A 15,650-nucleotide genomic window follows, 5' to 3' on the forward strand; every position below is an offset into this window, starting at 1 on the left:
TCCTCCCGGCGAGGCTTTGTCCCGTAGCCAGCGCCGCGCCAGGTGCGCTGGGTGGGGCGCCGGTGGGGGCGCAGAGGGGCAGGGAACGTATGGCCAGGGGACAGATCACGGTTCGGGCGGCGCGCTGGAGCGCTACCCATCCGTGGCGGGCGATCGCGATGTGGCTGGTGGTCGTGGCCGCCTGTTTCGCGCTCGGCTCGATGACCGGGACCAAGAAGTCGACCGATGAGGGGAACATCGGCGAGGTCACCCGGGCGGACAACATCGTCAAGTCCGGCAACTTCGACGACCCGGACGTGGAGAGCGTGCTGATCACGGCACCGTCCGGACAGCTCGACCAGGCAGCCGCCCGGACGGCGGCCGGCACGGTGATCCAGCAGATGCGCGCCCTCGGTGGGGTCGCGGAGGTCGCTCAGCCGATGCCGTCGCCGAAGGGTGACGCGGTGATCGTCCGGGTGACGCTGAAGGACGGCGCCGGGGACAACCGGGTCAAGCCGTTGCTGGACACCACGGCGCAGGTCCAGGAGCAGTACCCGGACCTCCGGATCGAAGAGGTCGGCGGACTCTCGATCGGCAAGGCGCTCAACGAGACGCTCGGCAAGGACTTCAAGCGCGCGGAGATGTTCAGCCTGCCGGTGACGCTGGCGATCCTGCTGATCGCGTTCGGTGCACTGATCGCCGCCTCGGTGCCGCTTCTGCTCGCGCTGTCCGCCGTCGCGGCCGCCATCGGTCTCTCGGCCGCGGCCTCCCAGCTGGTACCGGCGGTCGACGCGGTGAACAGCGTGATCCTGCTGATCGGGATGGCGGTCGGCGTCGACTATTCACTCTTCTACCTGCGCCGCGAACGCGAGGAGCGCGCCAAGGGCCGCGGCCACGTCGACGCGGTCGAGATCGCGGCGGCGACCTCCGGCCACGCGGTCGTGGTCTCCGGTACGGCGGTGATCATCTCGATGGCCGGCCTGTTCCTGGCCCGGGACGCGGTGTTCTCGTCGTTCGCGGTCGGCTCGATCCTGGTCGTCGCGGTCGCCGTCGTCGGTTCGCTGACCGTGCTCCCCGCCGTACTGGCGAAGCTCGGCCGCTGGGTGGACCGCCCGCGGATCCCGCTCCTGTGGCGGCTGACCGCCGGCAACCGGCAGCCGCGGTTCTGGCCGACCGTGCTGAAGCCGGCCCTGAAGCACCCGATCGCCACGCTGCTCGTCGCCGTCACCGCGCTGCTCGCGGTCGCGTCGCCGGCGTTGGGTATGACGCTGAAGTTCCCGGGCACCGAGGACCTGCCGCGGACGACGTCGGTGATGAAGGCGTACGACCGGTTGACCGCCGCGTTCCCGAGTACAGGCACGAGCCACGAGGTCGCCGTACGGGCGCCCGCGAACGAGCAGGCCGCGGTCAAGGCCGCGCTGGCCGAGCTTCAGGAGAAGACCAAGGGGGATGCGTTGTTCGCGTCCGACGGTCTCGAGGAGCCGCGCTTCTCCAAGGACGGTACGGTCGCCACGCTCGAGGTGGCCACGCCGTACGAGGGCGGCAGCCAGCAGGCCCGCGACTCACTCGCCAAGCTCCGCAAGGACCTGATGCCGGAGACCGTCGGCAAGGTGCCCGGCGTCGAGTACGCGGTCGGTGGCTTCGTGGCCGCGGACGTGGACTACGCCGCCCACACCCGCGACAAGCTTCCGCTGGTGATCGGCTTCGTCCTGCTGCTGACGATGATCGTGATGATGGCGACGTTCCGTTCGGTGGTCGTCGCGGTCACGGCGATCCTGCTCAACCTGCTCAGCGCAGGAGCGGCGTACGGCGTCGTCACAGCCGTCTTCCAGAACCCGTGGGCCGAAGGCCTGCTGCACTTCCGCTCCAACGGCTCGGTCGTCAGCTGGCTCCCGCTGTTCCTCTTCGTGGTCCTGTTCGGTCTCTCGATGGACTACCACGTCTTCGTGGTCAGCCGAATCCGCGAAGCAGTCCTCCGCGGAGTCCCGACCCGCCAGGCCGTCGCCGAGGGCATCACAGGCTCAGCAGGCGTCGTCACCAGCGCAGCGGCGGTCATGATCGGCGTCTTCGCAGTCTTCGCCACCCTGAGCACCCTGGACATGAAACAACTCGGCGTAGGCCTCGCGGTAGCAATCCTGATCGACGCAACAATCATCCGCGCCGTAGTCCTCCCCAGCATCATGACCCTCCTCGGCGAAGCCAACTGGTGGGCCCCCAAGTGGCTCCGCCCCAAGCCCCCCAAACACTCCACAACCCCCACCCCCGACCGCGAACTAACCCCAGTCGCCTAACCCAAGACCGTCCCACCCGGCCCGTTGCCGGGTGGGACGCCATCGCGTTCTAGGGTCGACGGAGTTGAGCAGCAGTGGGACGACATCGGGACGGCTCTGCCGGCGAGGGGGAGTTTCCCGATGCTCAGCCGAGTGGATGCGTACGGCGACGTGGTACTCGCCCAAGACGACCTGAGCGAGCTGGCGGCGGAGGTTCGACGGTTCTTGCCGCGGGCGCCTCAGGGCGCGCTTCCTCGGCGACTGAAAAGCGTTCGAGCTCGGCGGTTGGGGGATGGAGGATGTGGTCATGGGACACCGGGCTGTGGTTCTGGGGAAGGTGGCGGAGGAGGTGCTCTCGGTTGAGCGGGGGCATCCGGTGCGGGTGGCGGTGGATGGGTGTTCGGCGGCTGGGAAGACGACGTTGGCGGACGAGTTGGGCGGCGTACTGCGCGGGCGTACCGAGCGGGAGGTGATCCGTGTCGGGTTGGACTACTTCAAGCGCGCGCCGGAGTTGCGGACGACGTACCCGATCGAGTCGCCGGAGAGCTACTACTACGAGGTGTACGACAACGAGGCGATCCGCGCGCGCCTGCTCGAACCTCTCGGTCCCGGCGGCGACCGCAGCTACACGACCGCGCTCCGCGAGGCCAACGCCGTCACCGTCGTGGACGCACCGGTCCGCACTGCTTCACCACAAGCGATCGTGATCGTCGACGGTTGCTTCCTGCAACGACCTGAACTGGACGACTGCTGGGACCTCCGCCTGTACGTCCACGTCTCCTTCGAGACCGTCCTCCACCGAGGCGCCCAACGCGACGCCGCCTGGATGGACTCCCCGGAGGCCGCCGCCCACCGCTACCGCACCCGTTACATCCCCGGAGAACGCCTGTACGTCAACGAAATCAGCCCCGCCACCCACGCCGACCTCCTCATCGACAACGAGGACCCAAGCACGCCAGTTCTCACCCGCGCCGAGTAGTCCGTCAGCGCTCCAGTTGTTCGAGACACGCCTGACGTACAACGCCCGCCAGCTCGTCGCTGGACCGACTCCAGGGCTCGCCAGGTTCGTCGTTGACCTCCCAGAGCTCTCCGAGCGGTTGCTCGAACGGTTCGTCGCCACCTCGAGAGCTGCCTGCCGTGACGAAGGCATGACGACGCCGGCATCCGTGAGCGCGGCCGGCAGCGTGTTCAGGGTTAGCCAGGCGGCGACGAGCGCGGGCGTCGGTGTCTCTCCGTCCCGAGCGGTCTGCTCGAACATGCTCATACTGTGGACTGGCGGGCTCGGTGGGCGGCGGCTTTTACTCGGCTTTGGCATTGGGGGGAGTGGAAGCGGCGTTGGCCGTTCTTGGAGGTGTCTACGAAGACGCGGTCGCAGTGGGGGGCTGCGCAGACGCCTAGGCGGCCGGCCAGGTCGCTGCCTACTGCTAGGGCAAGGCCTGCGGCGCAGCCGGCGGCCCAGCCGTTGGCAAGTTGTTCGTCGGGGCCGTGGAAGTGGAGGCTCCACGGGCGGTCGCGGCCGCGGTCCAACTGGGGGCGGGCGTTGGTGTCGAGGAGCAGGGAGTTGATCTCGGTCGCCGCCGCGTCGAGGTCGCCGGAGCTCGCGGCTTCGAAGACGCTGCGCATCCGGCCCGCGAGGTCGACCAGCCGGCGCGAGTCGTCGACCGGCGGCGGGGAGCTCGGTGGGTAGCCGATCGCGGTCAGCGCGTCGGCCACCGCGGACGTGACCGACTCCGGGTCGCCGGCCCGCGCGGAGTACGGCGTACCGCCGGAGTATCCGGGCGTCAGCCGGTTCACGTACTCGACCGCCGCCGCCAGCACGCTCCGGGCATGACTATCAAAAGAGACTTGACCAGTCACGCGATACCTCCGTAGGCTCGGGCTTGCGTGACCGATCATAGCCACTTAGACAGTCATGGGGGTTCGGTATGAGCGTCGTCGCCGCGACCAGAGGACTCTCGCGCACCGTCTGGATCCTGATCGTCGCCCGGGCGGTCAACAAGATCGGGGCGTTCACGCTGCCGTTCCTGGGGGTCGTGCTGGCGGTCGAGTTCAAGGCCTCGCTGACCGAGACCGGGGTGATCCTCGCGGTGTTCGGCGCGGCGACAATTCCGTCGCGGTTGCTGGGCGGCCAGCTCGCGGATCGGCTCGGGCGCCGGCGGACGATCGTGCTCGGGCTGGTCGGTTGCGCGGTCTCGCAGCTGTGGATCGCGCTGAGTCACGCGTTGTGGTCCGCAGTACTCGCGACGGTCCTGCTCGGGCTTGCATTCGAGATCTACGAGCCGCCGAGCCAGGCGATGATCGCCGATGTCACCGAGCCCGAGAATCGCCCCGCGGCCTACGGTCTCTACAGCGCGGCCCTTGCTGGGGCTGGTGTTCTCGCGGGCCTGCTCGCCGCGGCAATCAGCCACTGGGACCTCCGCTGGCTCTTCGTCGCCGACGCGGCCACCTGTCTGGCCTGCGCCACCCTCGTCGCGCTGGCGTTACCAGCTGACGTACGGCGGGCCGCGACGGACCGGCAAGACGTGGGCCACCAACTGGAGCGGAGCCCATGGCGGGACAAGCGACTGCTGTTACTGCTGGCAAGCGGCACGGTCTTCGCGACGATCTACATGCAGCTCGTCATCGGCATTCCGCTGACGCTGCTCGAGCAAGGCGTCCCCAAGTCGGGCACCGGGGTGATTCTCGCGGTCTCCGCCGCGGTCCTGATCGTCGCCCAGCGTCTCCTGCGCGTCCAGAAGCTCGACGACTTCCGGTCGATCGCGATCGGCTACGTACTCCTCGCCATCGGCCTCCTGACCAGCGCGTTCGCCCACACGTTGCTGGTCTTCGTACTCGCCGCCGTCCTGTGGAGCCTCGGCGACCTCTTCCTGCTGACCCGCTACCTCACGCAGGCGTCCGGCCTCGCCCCCGACGAGGCGCGCGGCCGGTACCTCGCGATCTTCGGCCTGAGCTGGGGCATCGCGACCACGATTGCCCCGCTCACAGTCACTCAGCTGCTCAAAACATCCGGCCCCACAGGACTCTGGCTCACCAGCGCCGCAGTGGCCGCCGTGCTCGCCGTACTGCAGCCATGGTTCAGGAAGCGACTAGCCGGACGGTGATGCCCTTCGCGACCGGTGTGTTGCTGCCCTTCGCGAGGTCATCGGCCGACATCAGCACGTTGGTCTCCGGGTAGTACGCCGCGACGCACCCGCGAGCCGTCGGGTACGAGACGAGCCGGAAGTGCGAGGCCCGCCGCTCGACGCCCTGGAACTCGCTCACGATGTCGACGTACTGCCCGTCCCGCAACCCGAGCTCCGCCAGGTCGTCGGGATGCACGAACACCACCTCGCGCGTCCCGTGAACCCCGCGGTACCGGTCCTCGAGTCCGTAGATCGTCGTGTTGAACTGATCGTGACTGCGCAACGTCTGCAGTAACAGCCGGCCAGGTGCCGTCGGCAACCAGGTCAGATCGTTCGCGGTGAACTGCGCCCGCGCGTCCGACGTCTTGAACTCGCGCTTGTCCCGCGCCGCATGCGCCAGCAGGAACCCGCCGTCCCCGTCCCGCAGCCGGTCCTCGTACTTCTCGTACCCGTCCGCGACCCGCCCGATCCGCTGCCGGATCAGACTGTAGTCGTCGGCGAAGTCCGCCCACGGAATCTGCCCGACCTCCGGTACGACGGCCTGCGCCAGCCCGCAGACGATCCCGATCTCGGACTTCAGCTCGGGCGCCGGCGGGATCAGGTTCCCCTTCGACAGGTGTACGGCGCCCTGCGAGTCCTCGACCGACACGGACTGCGGGCCTGCCGCGGTGTGGTCGTGGTCCGTCCGCCCGAGCGTCGGCAGGATGAGCGCCTCGCGACCGGTGACGGTGTGCGACCGGTTCAGCTTGGTCGACACGTGGACGGTGAGATCGCACTGGCGCAACCCGCGGTGCACCACGTCGGTGTCGGGCGTCGCGGACGCGAAGTTGCCGCCCATCGCGAAGAACACCCGGACGTCGCCGTCCCGCAGCCGCTTCACGGTGGCGGCCGCGTCGATGCCGTGCTCCCGCGGCGAGGTGAACGAGAACTCGTGGTCGAGCTTGTCCAGGAACGCGTCGGGCATCTTCTCCCAGATCCCCATGCTGCGGTCGCCCTGGACGTTGGAGTGCCCACGCACCGGGCACGGCCCGGCACCTGGCTTGCCGATGTTTCCCTGCAGGAGCAGCACGTTGACGACCTCGCTGATCGTCGCGACCGCGTCCCGGTGCTGGGTCAGCCCCATCGCCCAGCACACCACGGTCGCCTTCGACGCGAGGAACCGCTGGGCCAGCTCCTCGATCTCGGCGCGCCGCAGCCCGGTGGCCTGCTCGACGGCCGGCCAGTCCAGCTCGGCGTTGTGCTTGGCGTACAGCTCGAAACCGCTGGTGTGCGAGTCGATGAACGACTTGTCCAGCACGGTGCCCGGATTCGCCGCCTCGGCCTGCAGCAGGAGGTGGCCGAGGGCAAGGAACAGCGCCTGGTCGCCGCCGATCCGGATGCCGAGGTGCTGGTCGCTGAGCTGTGTCCCCTTGCCGGCCAGGCCGCGCGGCTTCTGCGGGTTCATGAAGCGCATCAGGCCGGGCTCGGGCAGCGGGTTGACCGAGACGATCGACGCGCCGTTGCGCTTGGCGACCTCGAGGTGGGTGAGCATCCGCGGCGCGTTGGTGCCCGGGTTCTGCCCGACGACCACGATCAGCTCGGACTCCTCGAGCATCTTCAGCGTGACCGCGCCCTTGCCGCTGCCGATCACCCGGGACAGCGCCGTACCGGAGGACTCGTGGCACATGTTGGAGCAGTCCGGGAGGTTGTTGGTCCCGTACGCGCGGACGAACAGCTGGTACAGGAACGCGGCCTCGTTGCTGGTCCGGCCGGAGGTGTAGAAGACGGCGTCGTTGGGGTCGACGAGCGCCTTGAGGTGTCGCGCGACGACCTGGAACGCCTCGTCCCAGCCGACCGGCTCGTAGTGCGTGGCGCCGGCCCGGAGCAGCATCGGCTCGGTGATCCGGCCGAGCTTGCCGAGGTCGAACTCGGAGATCCGGTCCAGCTCGGCCACCGAGTGCTGCGCGAAGAAGTCGCGCGACACCCGCTTGCGGGTCGCCTCCCAGGCCACCGCCTTGGCGCCGTTCTCACAGAACTCCGCCGTGTGCTTGTGCTCGGGATCCGGCCACGCGCAGGACGGGCAGTCGAACCCGCGGTCCTGATTCATCTTCAGGAAGACCCGGCCGCTGCGGACGGGTCCCATCTCGCGGAGACCGAACTTGAACGACGACAGCACGGCAGGCACGCCGGCGGCCTTCTGCTTCGGCGGTTCGATATCGACCATGTTTCAACAATAGGCCTGCCTATCGTGCCGCGCTGCTTTGATAGGCCGGGTTGTGGATAAGTGGCGCACACCACCACGGTCGAGGCGCCGGATATGTGCTCCCATCCCATAGTCCTCGCGGTCGCTGATTCCTACAGTCGTCCGCCATGGAGACCCGTCGAGCCCTAGTCACCGGTGCAGCGTCCGGTATCGGCGCAGCGTGCGCCCAGCGTCTGGCAGCAGACGGTGTGCACGTAGTGGCCGTCGACCTCGACCAGGCCGGTCTTGACGCGCTGGACGGCGTTGAGACGGTAGTAGCCGACCTGTCGGACCTGGAATGGCTCCAGGAGCTCCCGACGGACGTAGACATCCTTGTGAACAACGCGGGCGTCCAGCAGGTCGCACCGGTCGAGCAGTTCCCGCCCGAGCGCTTCAGCTACCTCATCCGGCTCATGCTGGAGGCACCGTTCCGGCTGATCCGCCAGACGTTGCCCCACATGTATGGCGCCGGCTGGGGCCGCGTGGTGAACATCAGCTCGGTCCACGGACTACGGGCCAGTCCTTTCAAGGCGGCGTACGTCGCTGCGAAGCACGGGCTCGAGGGACTCAGCAAGGTAGTCGCCCTGGAAGGTGCTGCGCACGGGGTGACCAGCAACTGCGTGAACCCGGCGTATGTCCGTACGCCGCTCGTCACCGCGCAACTGGCGGATCAGGCCGCGACACACGGTCTGTCCGAGTCAGAGGTACTGGACAAGGTCCTGCTCGAACCGGTCGCGGTGAAGCGGCTGATCGAACCGGCCGAAGTGGCGGAGCTGGTCGCCGTACTGTGCGGCCCTGCGTCCGCCTCCATCACGGGGAGCTCGTTTGTACTCGACGGCGGCTGGACCGCCCACTAATTCAGGAGCCCGCCATGACGGCAACACAACCAGTCCAGACACGTACGTCGATCGTCCGGGTGGTCGGCGCGAGTCTCGTCGGTACGACGGTCGAGTGGTACGACTTCTTCCTGTACGGGGTCGCCGCTTCGGTGGTGTTCGGCGACCTGTTCTTCCCGAAGGGCGAGCAGCTCACGGGGACCCTGCTGAGCTTCGCCACGTTCGCGGTGGGGTTCTTTGCGCGTCCTATCGGCGGTGTGGTGTTCGGGCACTTCGGTGACCGCTTGGGCCGCAAGCAGCTGCTGGTGTTGTCGCTGCTGATGATGGGGCTCGCTACGTTCGCCATCGGCCTGCTCCCGACGTACGCACAGGTCGGTGCGCTCGCCCCGATCCTGCTGACGGTGCTGCGGCTCATCCAGGGGTTCGCGCTGGGCGGGGAGTGGGGTGGGGCGGTTCTGATCGTGTCGGAGCATGGTGATCCCGCACGGCGTGGTTTCTGGGCGTCCTGGCCGCAAGCGGGAGCTCCTGCGGGTCAGTTGATCGCCAATGGTGTGCTGGCCGGCCTGGCTGCGTTCCAGTCGGACGCTGACTTCAACCGTTGGGGCTGGCGCATTCCGTTCCTGTTGTCCGCAGTACTCGTGCTGGTAGGCCTTTGGGTGCGGTTGCGGATCGAGGAGTCGCCGGTGTTCAAGGAGGCGCGGGCCAAGCAGGAGCCTGCGGACAAGCTCCCGGTGCTCGAGGTGCTCACGCGGTACCCGCGGGAGGTGCTGACGGCGATGGGCGCGCGGATGGCGGAGAACGTCAGCTACTACATCTTCACGATCGTGATCGCGACGTACGCGAAGGAACACCTCGGGATGGGCAAGTCGTTCGCGCTCAACGCGGTACTGATCGGCGCGGCCGTGCACTTCTTCGCGATCCCGCTGTGGGGCGCGTTGTCGGACCGGATCGGCCGGCGGCCCGTGTACCTGATCGGCGCGATCGGCGTTGGGGTCTGGGGTTTCGTCTTCATCACGCTGGTGGACACCAAGAACTTCGCCCTGGCCGCTCTTGCCGTCACGGTCGGCCTGGTGCTGCACGGTGCGATGTACGGGCCGCAGGCGTCGTTCTTCACCGAGCTCTTCGGGACACGGGTGCGGTACTCCGGTGTCTCGGTCGGGTACCAGCTCGCATCGATCATCGCCGGCGGACTGGCGCCGTTCATCGCGGTCGCCTTGCTCAAGGCGTACGACTCGGGCTATGCGATCGCGGTCTACATCGCGGTCTGCGCGGTCATCTCGATCGTGGCAGTGACGTCGTACTCCGAAACGCACCGCCGGGACCTCACTACGCTGTAGCACCATGGAGGAGCTGCTGCGCCTACTGGCCGAGGACGCGCCCGGGAGCGAGCTGGCCCGGGCGGCAGGCGCGGATGCGGTCGCACGGGAGCTCGCCTTGCGCATCCGGGCCGGCATAGACGCCAGCAAGAAGCGTGAGGCTGAGCTGTCCGCCCTGGTCGACGTGGCACGGGAGCTGGCGTCAGCCCGGGACCCTGGCGGCGTACTGCACACCATCGTGCACAGGGCCCGCACTCTTGTCGGTACGGACGTCGCCTACCTGACCCTGTACGACGAGACGCGTGGCGACACGTACATGCGGGCCACCGACGGCTCGGTGTCCGCGGCGTTCCAACAGCTGCGGCTACCGTTGGGTGCTGGGCTGGGCGGGCTGGTCGCCGAAACGTACAAGCCGTACTGGACGGCGGACTACCCGTCAGACCGGCGCTTCCGGCACACCCTGCCGATCGACGACGCTGTCGGCGAGGAGGGTCTTGTAGCCATCTGCGGTACGCCGCTTGTCGTGGACGGGGCGTTCGTAGGCGTGCTGTTCGCGTCCAATCGGACGCGGCGGCCATTCAGCCGCGATGAGGTGTCGCTGCTCGGTTCACTCGCAACGCTGGCCGCGGTGACGCTGGTACAGGTGCGCGCCGCGGCTGAGACCGCCGCGGCGCTCGACCAGCTGTCTGCCGCACATGCGGGCGTGGAACATGCAGCCGCAGCACATGACCGCTTCGCCGAGATCGTCTTGTCCGGCGGGGACGTGGATGCCATTGCTGCCGCGTTGGCCGAGCTGCTGGGTGTGTGGGTTGTCCTGGTCGATGCCAGCGGCAACGAGCTGGCCAACGCCGGCCAGGTGCCTGGTACGCCGGTTCCGTGGCAGGAGTCCTCATCTGGTCGTTTGACGCGCACCGGTGACTGCTGGGTCGTGGCTGCAACAGCCAAGGGTGAACGGCTCGGTGCGCTGGTCATTGGCGGCGCTGACGACCTGTCCGGTGCTGACCAACGCATCGTCGAGCGGGCGGCCGTTGTGACTGCATTGGTCCTCCTCTTCCGACGACAGGCGGCTGAGCAATCTCAACGTGCACAGGCAGATCTGCTGGCCGACGTACTCAGCGGAAGCGCCGACCCGCGCACCCTGACCGAAAGACTCCGCCTGCTGGCCCCGCATCACCGGAACGACCGCCTAGTAGTCGCAGTGTGCCGCGGCGACCACACCGGCGTACTGGCGCGCTTGTCTGCCCCGTTGGAGGACCGCCTGGTGCTGGCCGGCCCGTACGGCGGGGACCTGGTGCTCCTGTTCGCTCGTACGACGCCAACGTCTGCCGCGCGGGACCTGTCCGAGCTGGCGAAGCGTACGGGCGTCACCGTAGCCGTAACAGGACCCGCGGCGTGGGGAGAGCCGTTGGTGGAGGCGCACCGGCAGGCCGCGCGCCTGGTCACCACGATGGTCCGGCTGGGCCGTACGGCCGAATCCGCAACGCCTGACGACCTCGGCGTGGCAGGACTCGTGGGAGCGTCCGAGGTCGACGTACACGCGCACCTGCAGCACGTACTCGGGCAGGTGCTCGACTACGACACGGGCCGCGGCACCGACCTCATCGGCACGCTGCAGGCATACTTCGCCGCCGGCCAGAGCCCAACCCGCGCTGCGACGTCCCTGCACATCCACCCGAACACCGTTCAACAACGACTCGACCGGATCACGGCCCTGCTCGGCGAGGGCTGGCAGTCACCATCGCGCGCGCTGGATGTGCAGGTGGCGCTCCGGCTCCACTCCGCACTCGGCTGAGCGCTGTCGTCCGTTCGGCCGACAACAGGTCGGCCGAACGACACGCTCTGTCATCCGTTCACCCGCTGTGACGATCTCCCGGTGAACACCACTCTTTAGGCAGCGTCGCCGCGGAGCGCGGTGACAGAGAGTGGCGCCGGGGGTGACATGTCCAGAGGACGCATCATCACGGTCTTCGCAGCCAGGGGCGGCTGCGGTAAGACGACCGTCGCCACCAACCTGGCGGTCATCTTGTGCGCCCTCGGCACCCGGCGCGTCTGCCTGGTCGACCTCGACCTGGAGTTCGGCGACGTCGCCTGCATGCTCGGTCTGCGCGCGGACCGCAGCATGTGCGACGCGGTGCAGTCGGCCGGCCCACTGACTTTGGAACAGGTCGCGGCGCTCATGACGCCGTTCCGCCCAAGCTTGGACTGCTTGCTGGCACCAACCGGTCCGGGAGACGCGACACAGATCCCGCACACGCTGGTCAGTGAGCTGCTGTCCTTGCTGCCCGCGCTGTACGACTACGTCGTCATCGACACGCCGGCTGTGTTCAACGCGTTGGTACTGGCGGCGCTGGACGCGTCGGACCACCAGGTGGTGGTGGCGACGCAGGAGCGGCCGTCGCTGAAGCATCTCCGGCTCACGCTCGACGTACTGGACCTGCTGTACGACGCCGGCACCCGGACCGTCGTCGTGAACCGGTTCGACAACCGCGCCGGTCTGACGGCGACCGATGTGGACCAGTTGGTGCGCACCCCGGTCGCGATCGCGCTGCCGAACTGGACCGACGTACCGGCCTCCATCAACCGCGGGGAACCGATCACCATCGGCTACCCGGACCACCCCGTCAGCCGGGCGATCGGCCACCTCGCCGACACCCTGGCCGCAACCGACGGGAGGTGCAGCCGCGACCCGCCCTCCGCGTAGCACCGCCACATCCATCAAACCCTTTGCACAGAAAGAAAACCCACCATGCTCAACCGAATCCGCGAAGCCCGGCACAACCAGTCCGGCTTCACCCTGATCGAACTCCTGATCGTCATCGTCATCCTCGGCGTCCTCTCCGGCATCGTCGTCTTCGCCGTCCAGGGCATCCAGGACCGCGGCGTCGCTGCGGCCTGCAAGTCCGACCTCAAGAGCGTTGAAGTTGCCGTCGAGGCCTACTACGCGAAGGAAGGCAAGTTCCCGCAGGCGCAGGCCGACCTCACGGCCGGCACCGACCAGTTCCTGCGCGGCTGGCCGAGCAGCACGAAGTACACGATCGCCATCGGCCCGGGGGACGGCGTAGTAACCGCGACGCCCGCGAACTGCGCCGGGCTCTGATCGCCTGAACCCCGGTGGGGAGGGGCGACCCCAAGCGTCTCTCCCCATCGGTTTCCGTCTACTACCTGGAGAGCACCATGATCAGTCTTGCTCGTGGCGGTCGGGTTGACCTGCTGCTGGAAGAGCTGTGGAAGGCCGGCGGCACCGACCTGCTGCTGACCGCGGGTATGCCGCCGCAGATCCGCGTCCACGGCAGCCTGTACTCCGTCCACGGCGTGGACCCGCTGACCCGCGACGACACCGACAGCCTCCTCGGCGAGGTCCTCACGGTCGAGCAGGCGGCGGAATGGAACACCAAGCACGAACACGACTTCTCGTTCTCCTGGCGCGACGAGGCCCGGATCCGCGGCAACGCGTTCACGCAGCGAGGCGACACGGCGGTGGCGCTCCGGATGATCCCGCGCCAGATCCCGGCCATGGAGGAGCTCGGCCTGCCGCCGGTCCTCTACGAGTTCGCGCGCAAGCACCAAGGCCTCGTCCTGGTCACCGGCCCGACCGGCTCCGGCAAGTCGACCACCCTGGCCGCGATGATCGGCAAGATCAACGCCGACCGCGCCTGCCACATCATCACCGTCGAGGACCCGATCGAGTACGTCCACGATCACAACCTGTCCGCCGTGAACCAGCGCGAGGTCGGCAGCGACACCGCGAGTTTCCCGGACGCACTCCGTTCGGCGCTCCGCGAGGACCCCGACGTACTGCTGGTCGGTGAGATGCGTGACCTGGAGTCGATCCGGTTCGCCCTGACGATCGCCGAGACCGGCCACCTCGTCTTCGCCACCCTGCACACGAACGACACGGCGCAGTCACTCGCCCGCATCATCGATGTCTTCCCGGCCGAGCAGCAGGCGCAGATACGAGTCCAGCTCGCCGCCGCGCTGACCGGGGTCGTGTACCAGCGGCTGATTCCGCGGATCGGCGGCGGCCTGATCGCGGCGTACGAGGTGATGGTCGCGGACGCCGCCGTACGCAACCTGATCAAGGAGGGCAAGACCCACCAGCTGCGCAACTCGGTGGTCACCGGACAACGCGACGGCATGCTCACCCTGGAGCAGTCGCTGTCCACCCTGGTACAGAACGGCTTCGTCACGTACGACGACGCCGTCGCGCGCAGCCTTTACCCGAGGGACGTCGAGGCACGGCCGCGACTGCGGGCGGGGGCACCGGCATGAAACTTCGCAGAGCCGGCCAGCCGGAGCCTCGGCACGCGGCACCGAACCCGCGTCCGGAGGTCATCCCGGCAGCGACCGAGCAGGATCTCCACATCGAACGCACCAGGGCCCGTCATCTCGCGGAGGAACACAACCTGGAGCTGGCCGATCTGCGCACGGTCAGCCCGGATCCGGCCGCGGCCGCGCTCCTCGACGAACGGGTCGCGCGCGATCTGGTCGCTGTACCGCTGGAAGTCCACGACGACGTCGTCACCGTGGCTGTCGCCGACCCGGCGCTTGCCAACGATCTGCGGGCCGCGCTCGGTCGGCGGGTGATCCTGAAGCTGGCGGCGCCGACCGACGTCCTGCACGCGATCGGTACGGCGTACCGTGCGCTGACCGGCATCGACGACCGGGTCAAGGTCTTCGAGGCCCGTGACGCGGTCCGCAAGGACGTTCGCGACGTCGCGTCCGGCGCCAGCGACGAAGCGCCCGTGGTCCAGGTCGTACAGCTGGTGATCACTCAGGCGCTGCGCGACCGGGCCTCCGACGTACACATCGAGCCGCACGGCGATCGGGTCCGGGTCCGCTACCGGATCGACGGCGCGCTGCACGACGTACTGGAGCTGCCCGGCTCCATCGGCCCGGCGGTGGTCAGCCGGATCAAGATCCTCGCCGACCTCAACATCGTCGAGCGCCGCCGCCCGCAGGACGGCCAGATCAGCATGGACGTCGAGGGCCGGCCGGTCGACATCCGCGTCTCCACCACCTCGGTGGTCGGCGGCGAGAAGGTGGTACTCCGGCTGCTCGACAAGAGTCGTCCGTTGTTCCGGCTCGGGCAGCTCGGGATGCCGGACCGGATGGCCGCGGCGTATTCGAGCCTGCTCAGAGCGCCGTACGGCATGGTCATCTGCGCCGGCCCGACCGGCAGTGGCAAGACCACGACCCTCTACGGATCGCTCGGCGAGATCAACAGTCCCGAACGCAACATCATGACGATCGAGGACCCGGTGGAGTACACCTTCGACTCGATCAACCAGATCCAGATCAACGAGCCGGCCGGCATCACGTTCGCGGGCGGCCTCCGGTCGATCCTGCGGCAGGACCCTGACGTCATCCTGGTCGGCGAGGTCCGTGACGTGGAGACCGCGCGAATCGCCGTACAGTCCGCCCTGACCGGGCACTTCGTGCTGTCGTCGTTGCATGCGACCGACGCCGCCACCGCGCTGCATCGCCTGCTGGACATGGGGATCGAGACCTTCCTGATCGCGTCCTCGGTGACCGCGGTGGTCTCCCAGCGTCTGGTACGGCGGGTCTGCACGAACTGCCGCGAGTACTACCGGCCGAAGGCGGAGGAGCTCGCGTTCCTCGCGACCGCGGGCGGCGCCGCGCCGGCGGACGGGTTCGTGCGGGGTGCGGGCTGCAACTTCTGCGCCCAGACGGGTTTCCTGGAGCGGACCGGGGTGTACGAGCTGATGCCAGTCACGGACGCGATCCGTGAACTCGTCGTCGACCGGGCCTCGCACGACGAGATCCGCAAGGCGGCCCGCTACGAGGGCATGCGCACCCTCACCGAGGAAGGCGTCGGGCTGGTCGAGCAGGGCGTCACCACGGTCGGCGAGGTCATGCGAGCCATCTACATGGTCGGGAGCTGACCG

At 68.4% G+C, this 15,650-nt stretch carries 12 protein-coding genes; 10 read left to right on the forward strand and 2 right to left on the reverse strand.

The genetic code is table 11. The annotated features are described in order from the left end of the window. Positions 1 to 89 precede the first annotated feature (89 nt). Both ACFV9C_RS15815 and ACFV9C_RS15820 read left to right on the forward strand, forming a co-directional pair. A complete protein-coding gene (locus tag ACFV9C_RS15815; protein ID WP_380194160.1) occupies positions 90 to 2,270 on the forward strand; it encodes an MMPL family transporter in 2,181 nt (726 codons plus the stop codon). A gap of 286 nt (positions 2,271 to 2,556) precedes the next feature. Further along, complete coding sequence (locus tag ACFV9C_RS15820) at positions 2,557 to 3,228, forward strand: uridine kinase (RefSeq protein WP_380194162.1); 672 nt, start codon at positions 2,557 to 2,559, stop codon at positions 3,226 to 3,228. A 281-nt stretch (positions 3,229 to 3,509) separates the two neighbouring features. On the opposite strand, the gene ACFV9C_RS15825 is transcribed toward ACFV9C_RS15820, so the two are convergent. Further along, positions 3,510 to 4,106, reverse strand: coding sequence for a CGNR zinc finger domain-containing protein (locus ACFV9C_RS15825; protein ID WP_380194164.1), 597 nt, complete (start codon positions 4,104 to 4,106; stop codon positions 3,510 to 3,512). A 68-nt stretch (positions 4,107 to 4,174) separates the two neighbouring features. On the opposite strand from ACFV9C_RS15825, the gene ACFV9C_RS15830 reads away from it, so the two are divergent. Next, positions 4,175 to 5,350, forward strand: coding sequence for an MFS transporter (locus tag ACFV9C_RS15830; protein WP_380194166.1), 1,176 nt, complete (start codon positions 4,175 to 4,177; stop codon positions 5,348 to 5,350). On the opposite strand, the gene ACFV9C_RS15835 is transcribed toward ACFV9C_RS15830, so the two are convergent. Next, the gene (locus ACFV9C_RS15835; RefSeq protein ID WP_380194168.1) at positions 5,325 to 7,574 is read right to left on the reverse strand and encodes an FdhF/YdeP family oxidoreductase; all 2,250 of its coding nucleotides are present in this window, start codon (positions 7,572 to 7,574) and stop codon (positions 5,325 to 5,327) included. The genes ACFV9C_RS15830 and ACFV9C_RS15835 overlap by 26 nt on opposite strands. Positions 7,575 to 7,720: 146 nt before the next feature. Here ACFV9C_RS15835 and ACFV9C_RS15840 point away from each other — a divergent pair, with 146 nt between their 5' ends. From ACFV9C_RS15840 to ACFV9C_RS15870, 7 genes are all read left to right on the forward strand, one after another. Then, entirely contained in the window at positions 7,721 to 8,449 is a 729-nt protein-coding gene (locus ACFV9C_RS15840) for a 3-hydroxybutyrate dehydrogenase (protein WP_380194170.1), read from the forward strand. Positions 8,450 to 8,463: 14 nt separating this feature from the next. Further along, positions 8,464 to 9,765, forward strand: a complete 1,302-nt coding sequence (locus ACFV9C_RS15845; RefSeq protein WP_380194172.1) for an MFS transporter — start codon at positions 8,464 to 8,466, stop codon at positions 9,763 to 9,765. Positions 9,766 to 9,769: 4 nt separating this feature from the next. After that, positions 9,770 to 11,536 carry a helix-turn-helix domain-containing protein gene (locus tag ACFV9C_RS15850; RefSeq protein ID WP_380194174.1) on the forward strand — a complete coding sequence of 589 codons (1,767 nt, stop codon included), beginning with the start codon at positions 9,770 to 9,772 and terminating at the stop codon, positions 11,534 to 11,536. A 147-nt stretch (positions 11,537 to 11,683) separates the two neighbouring features. Then, positions 11,684 to 12,445, forward strand: a complete 762-nt coding sequence (locus tag ACFV9C_RS15855) for a CpaE family protein (protein ID WP_380194176.1) — start codon at positions 11,684 to 11,686, stop codon at positions 12,443 to 12,445. Between the two features lie 45 nt (positions 12,446 to 12,490). Next, positions 12,491 to 12,841, forward strand: a complete 351-nt coding sequence (locus ACFV9C_RS15860) for a type II secretion system protein (protein ID WP_380194178.1) — start codon at positions 12,491 to 12,493, stop codon at positions 12,839 to 12,841. Positions 12,842 to 12,918: 77 nt separating this feature from the next. Next, positions 12,919 to 14,013 (forward strand): type IV pilus twitching motility protein PilT, encoded by a 1,095-nt coding sequence (locus ACFV9C_RS15865; protein ID WP_380194180.1) that lies wholly within the window; start codon positions 12,919 to 12,921, stop codon positions 14,011 to 14,013. After that, positions 14,010 to 15,647 carry a GspE/PulE family protein gene (locus ACFV9C_RS15870; RefSeq protein ID WP_380194182.1) on the forward strand — a complete coding sequence of 546 codons (1,638 nt, stop codon included), beginning with the start codon at positions 14,010 to 14,012 and terminating at the stop codon, positions 15,645 to 15,647. The genes ACFV9C_RS15865 and ACFV9C_RS15870 overlap by 4 nt, the downstream gene beginning before the upstream one ends. Positions 15,648 to 15,650 lie beyond the last annotated feature (3 nt).

This window comes from Kribbella sp. NPDC059898 (genome assembly GCF_042730855.1).
In the GTDB taxonomy this organism is placed as follows: Bacteria; Actinomycetota; Actinomycetes; order Propionibacteriales; family Kribbellaceae; genus Kribbella.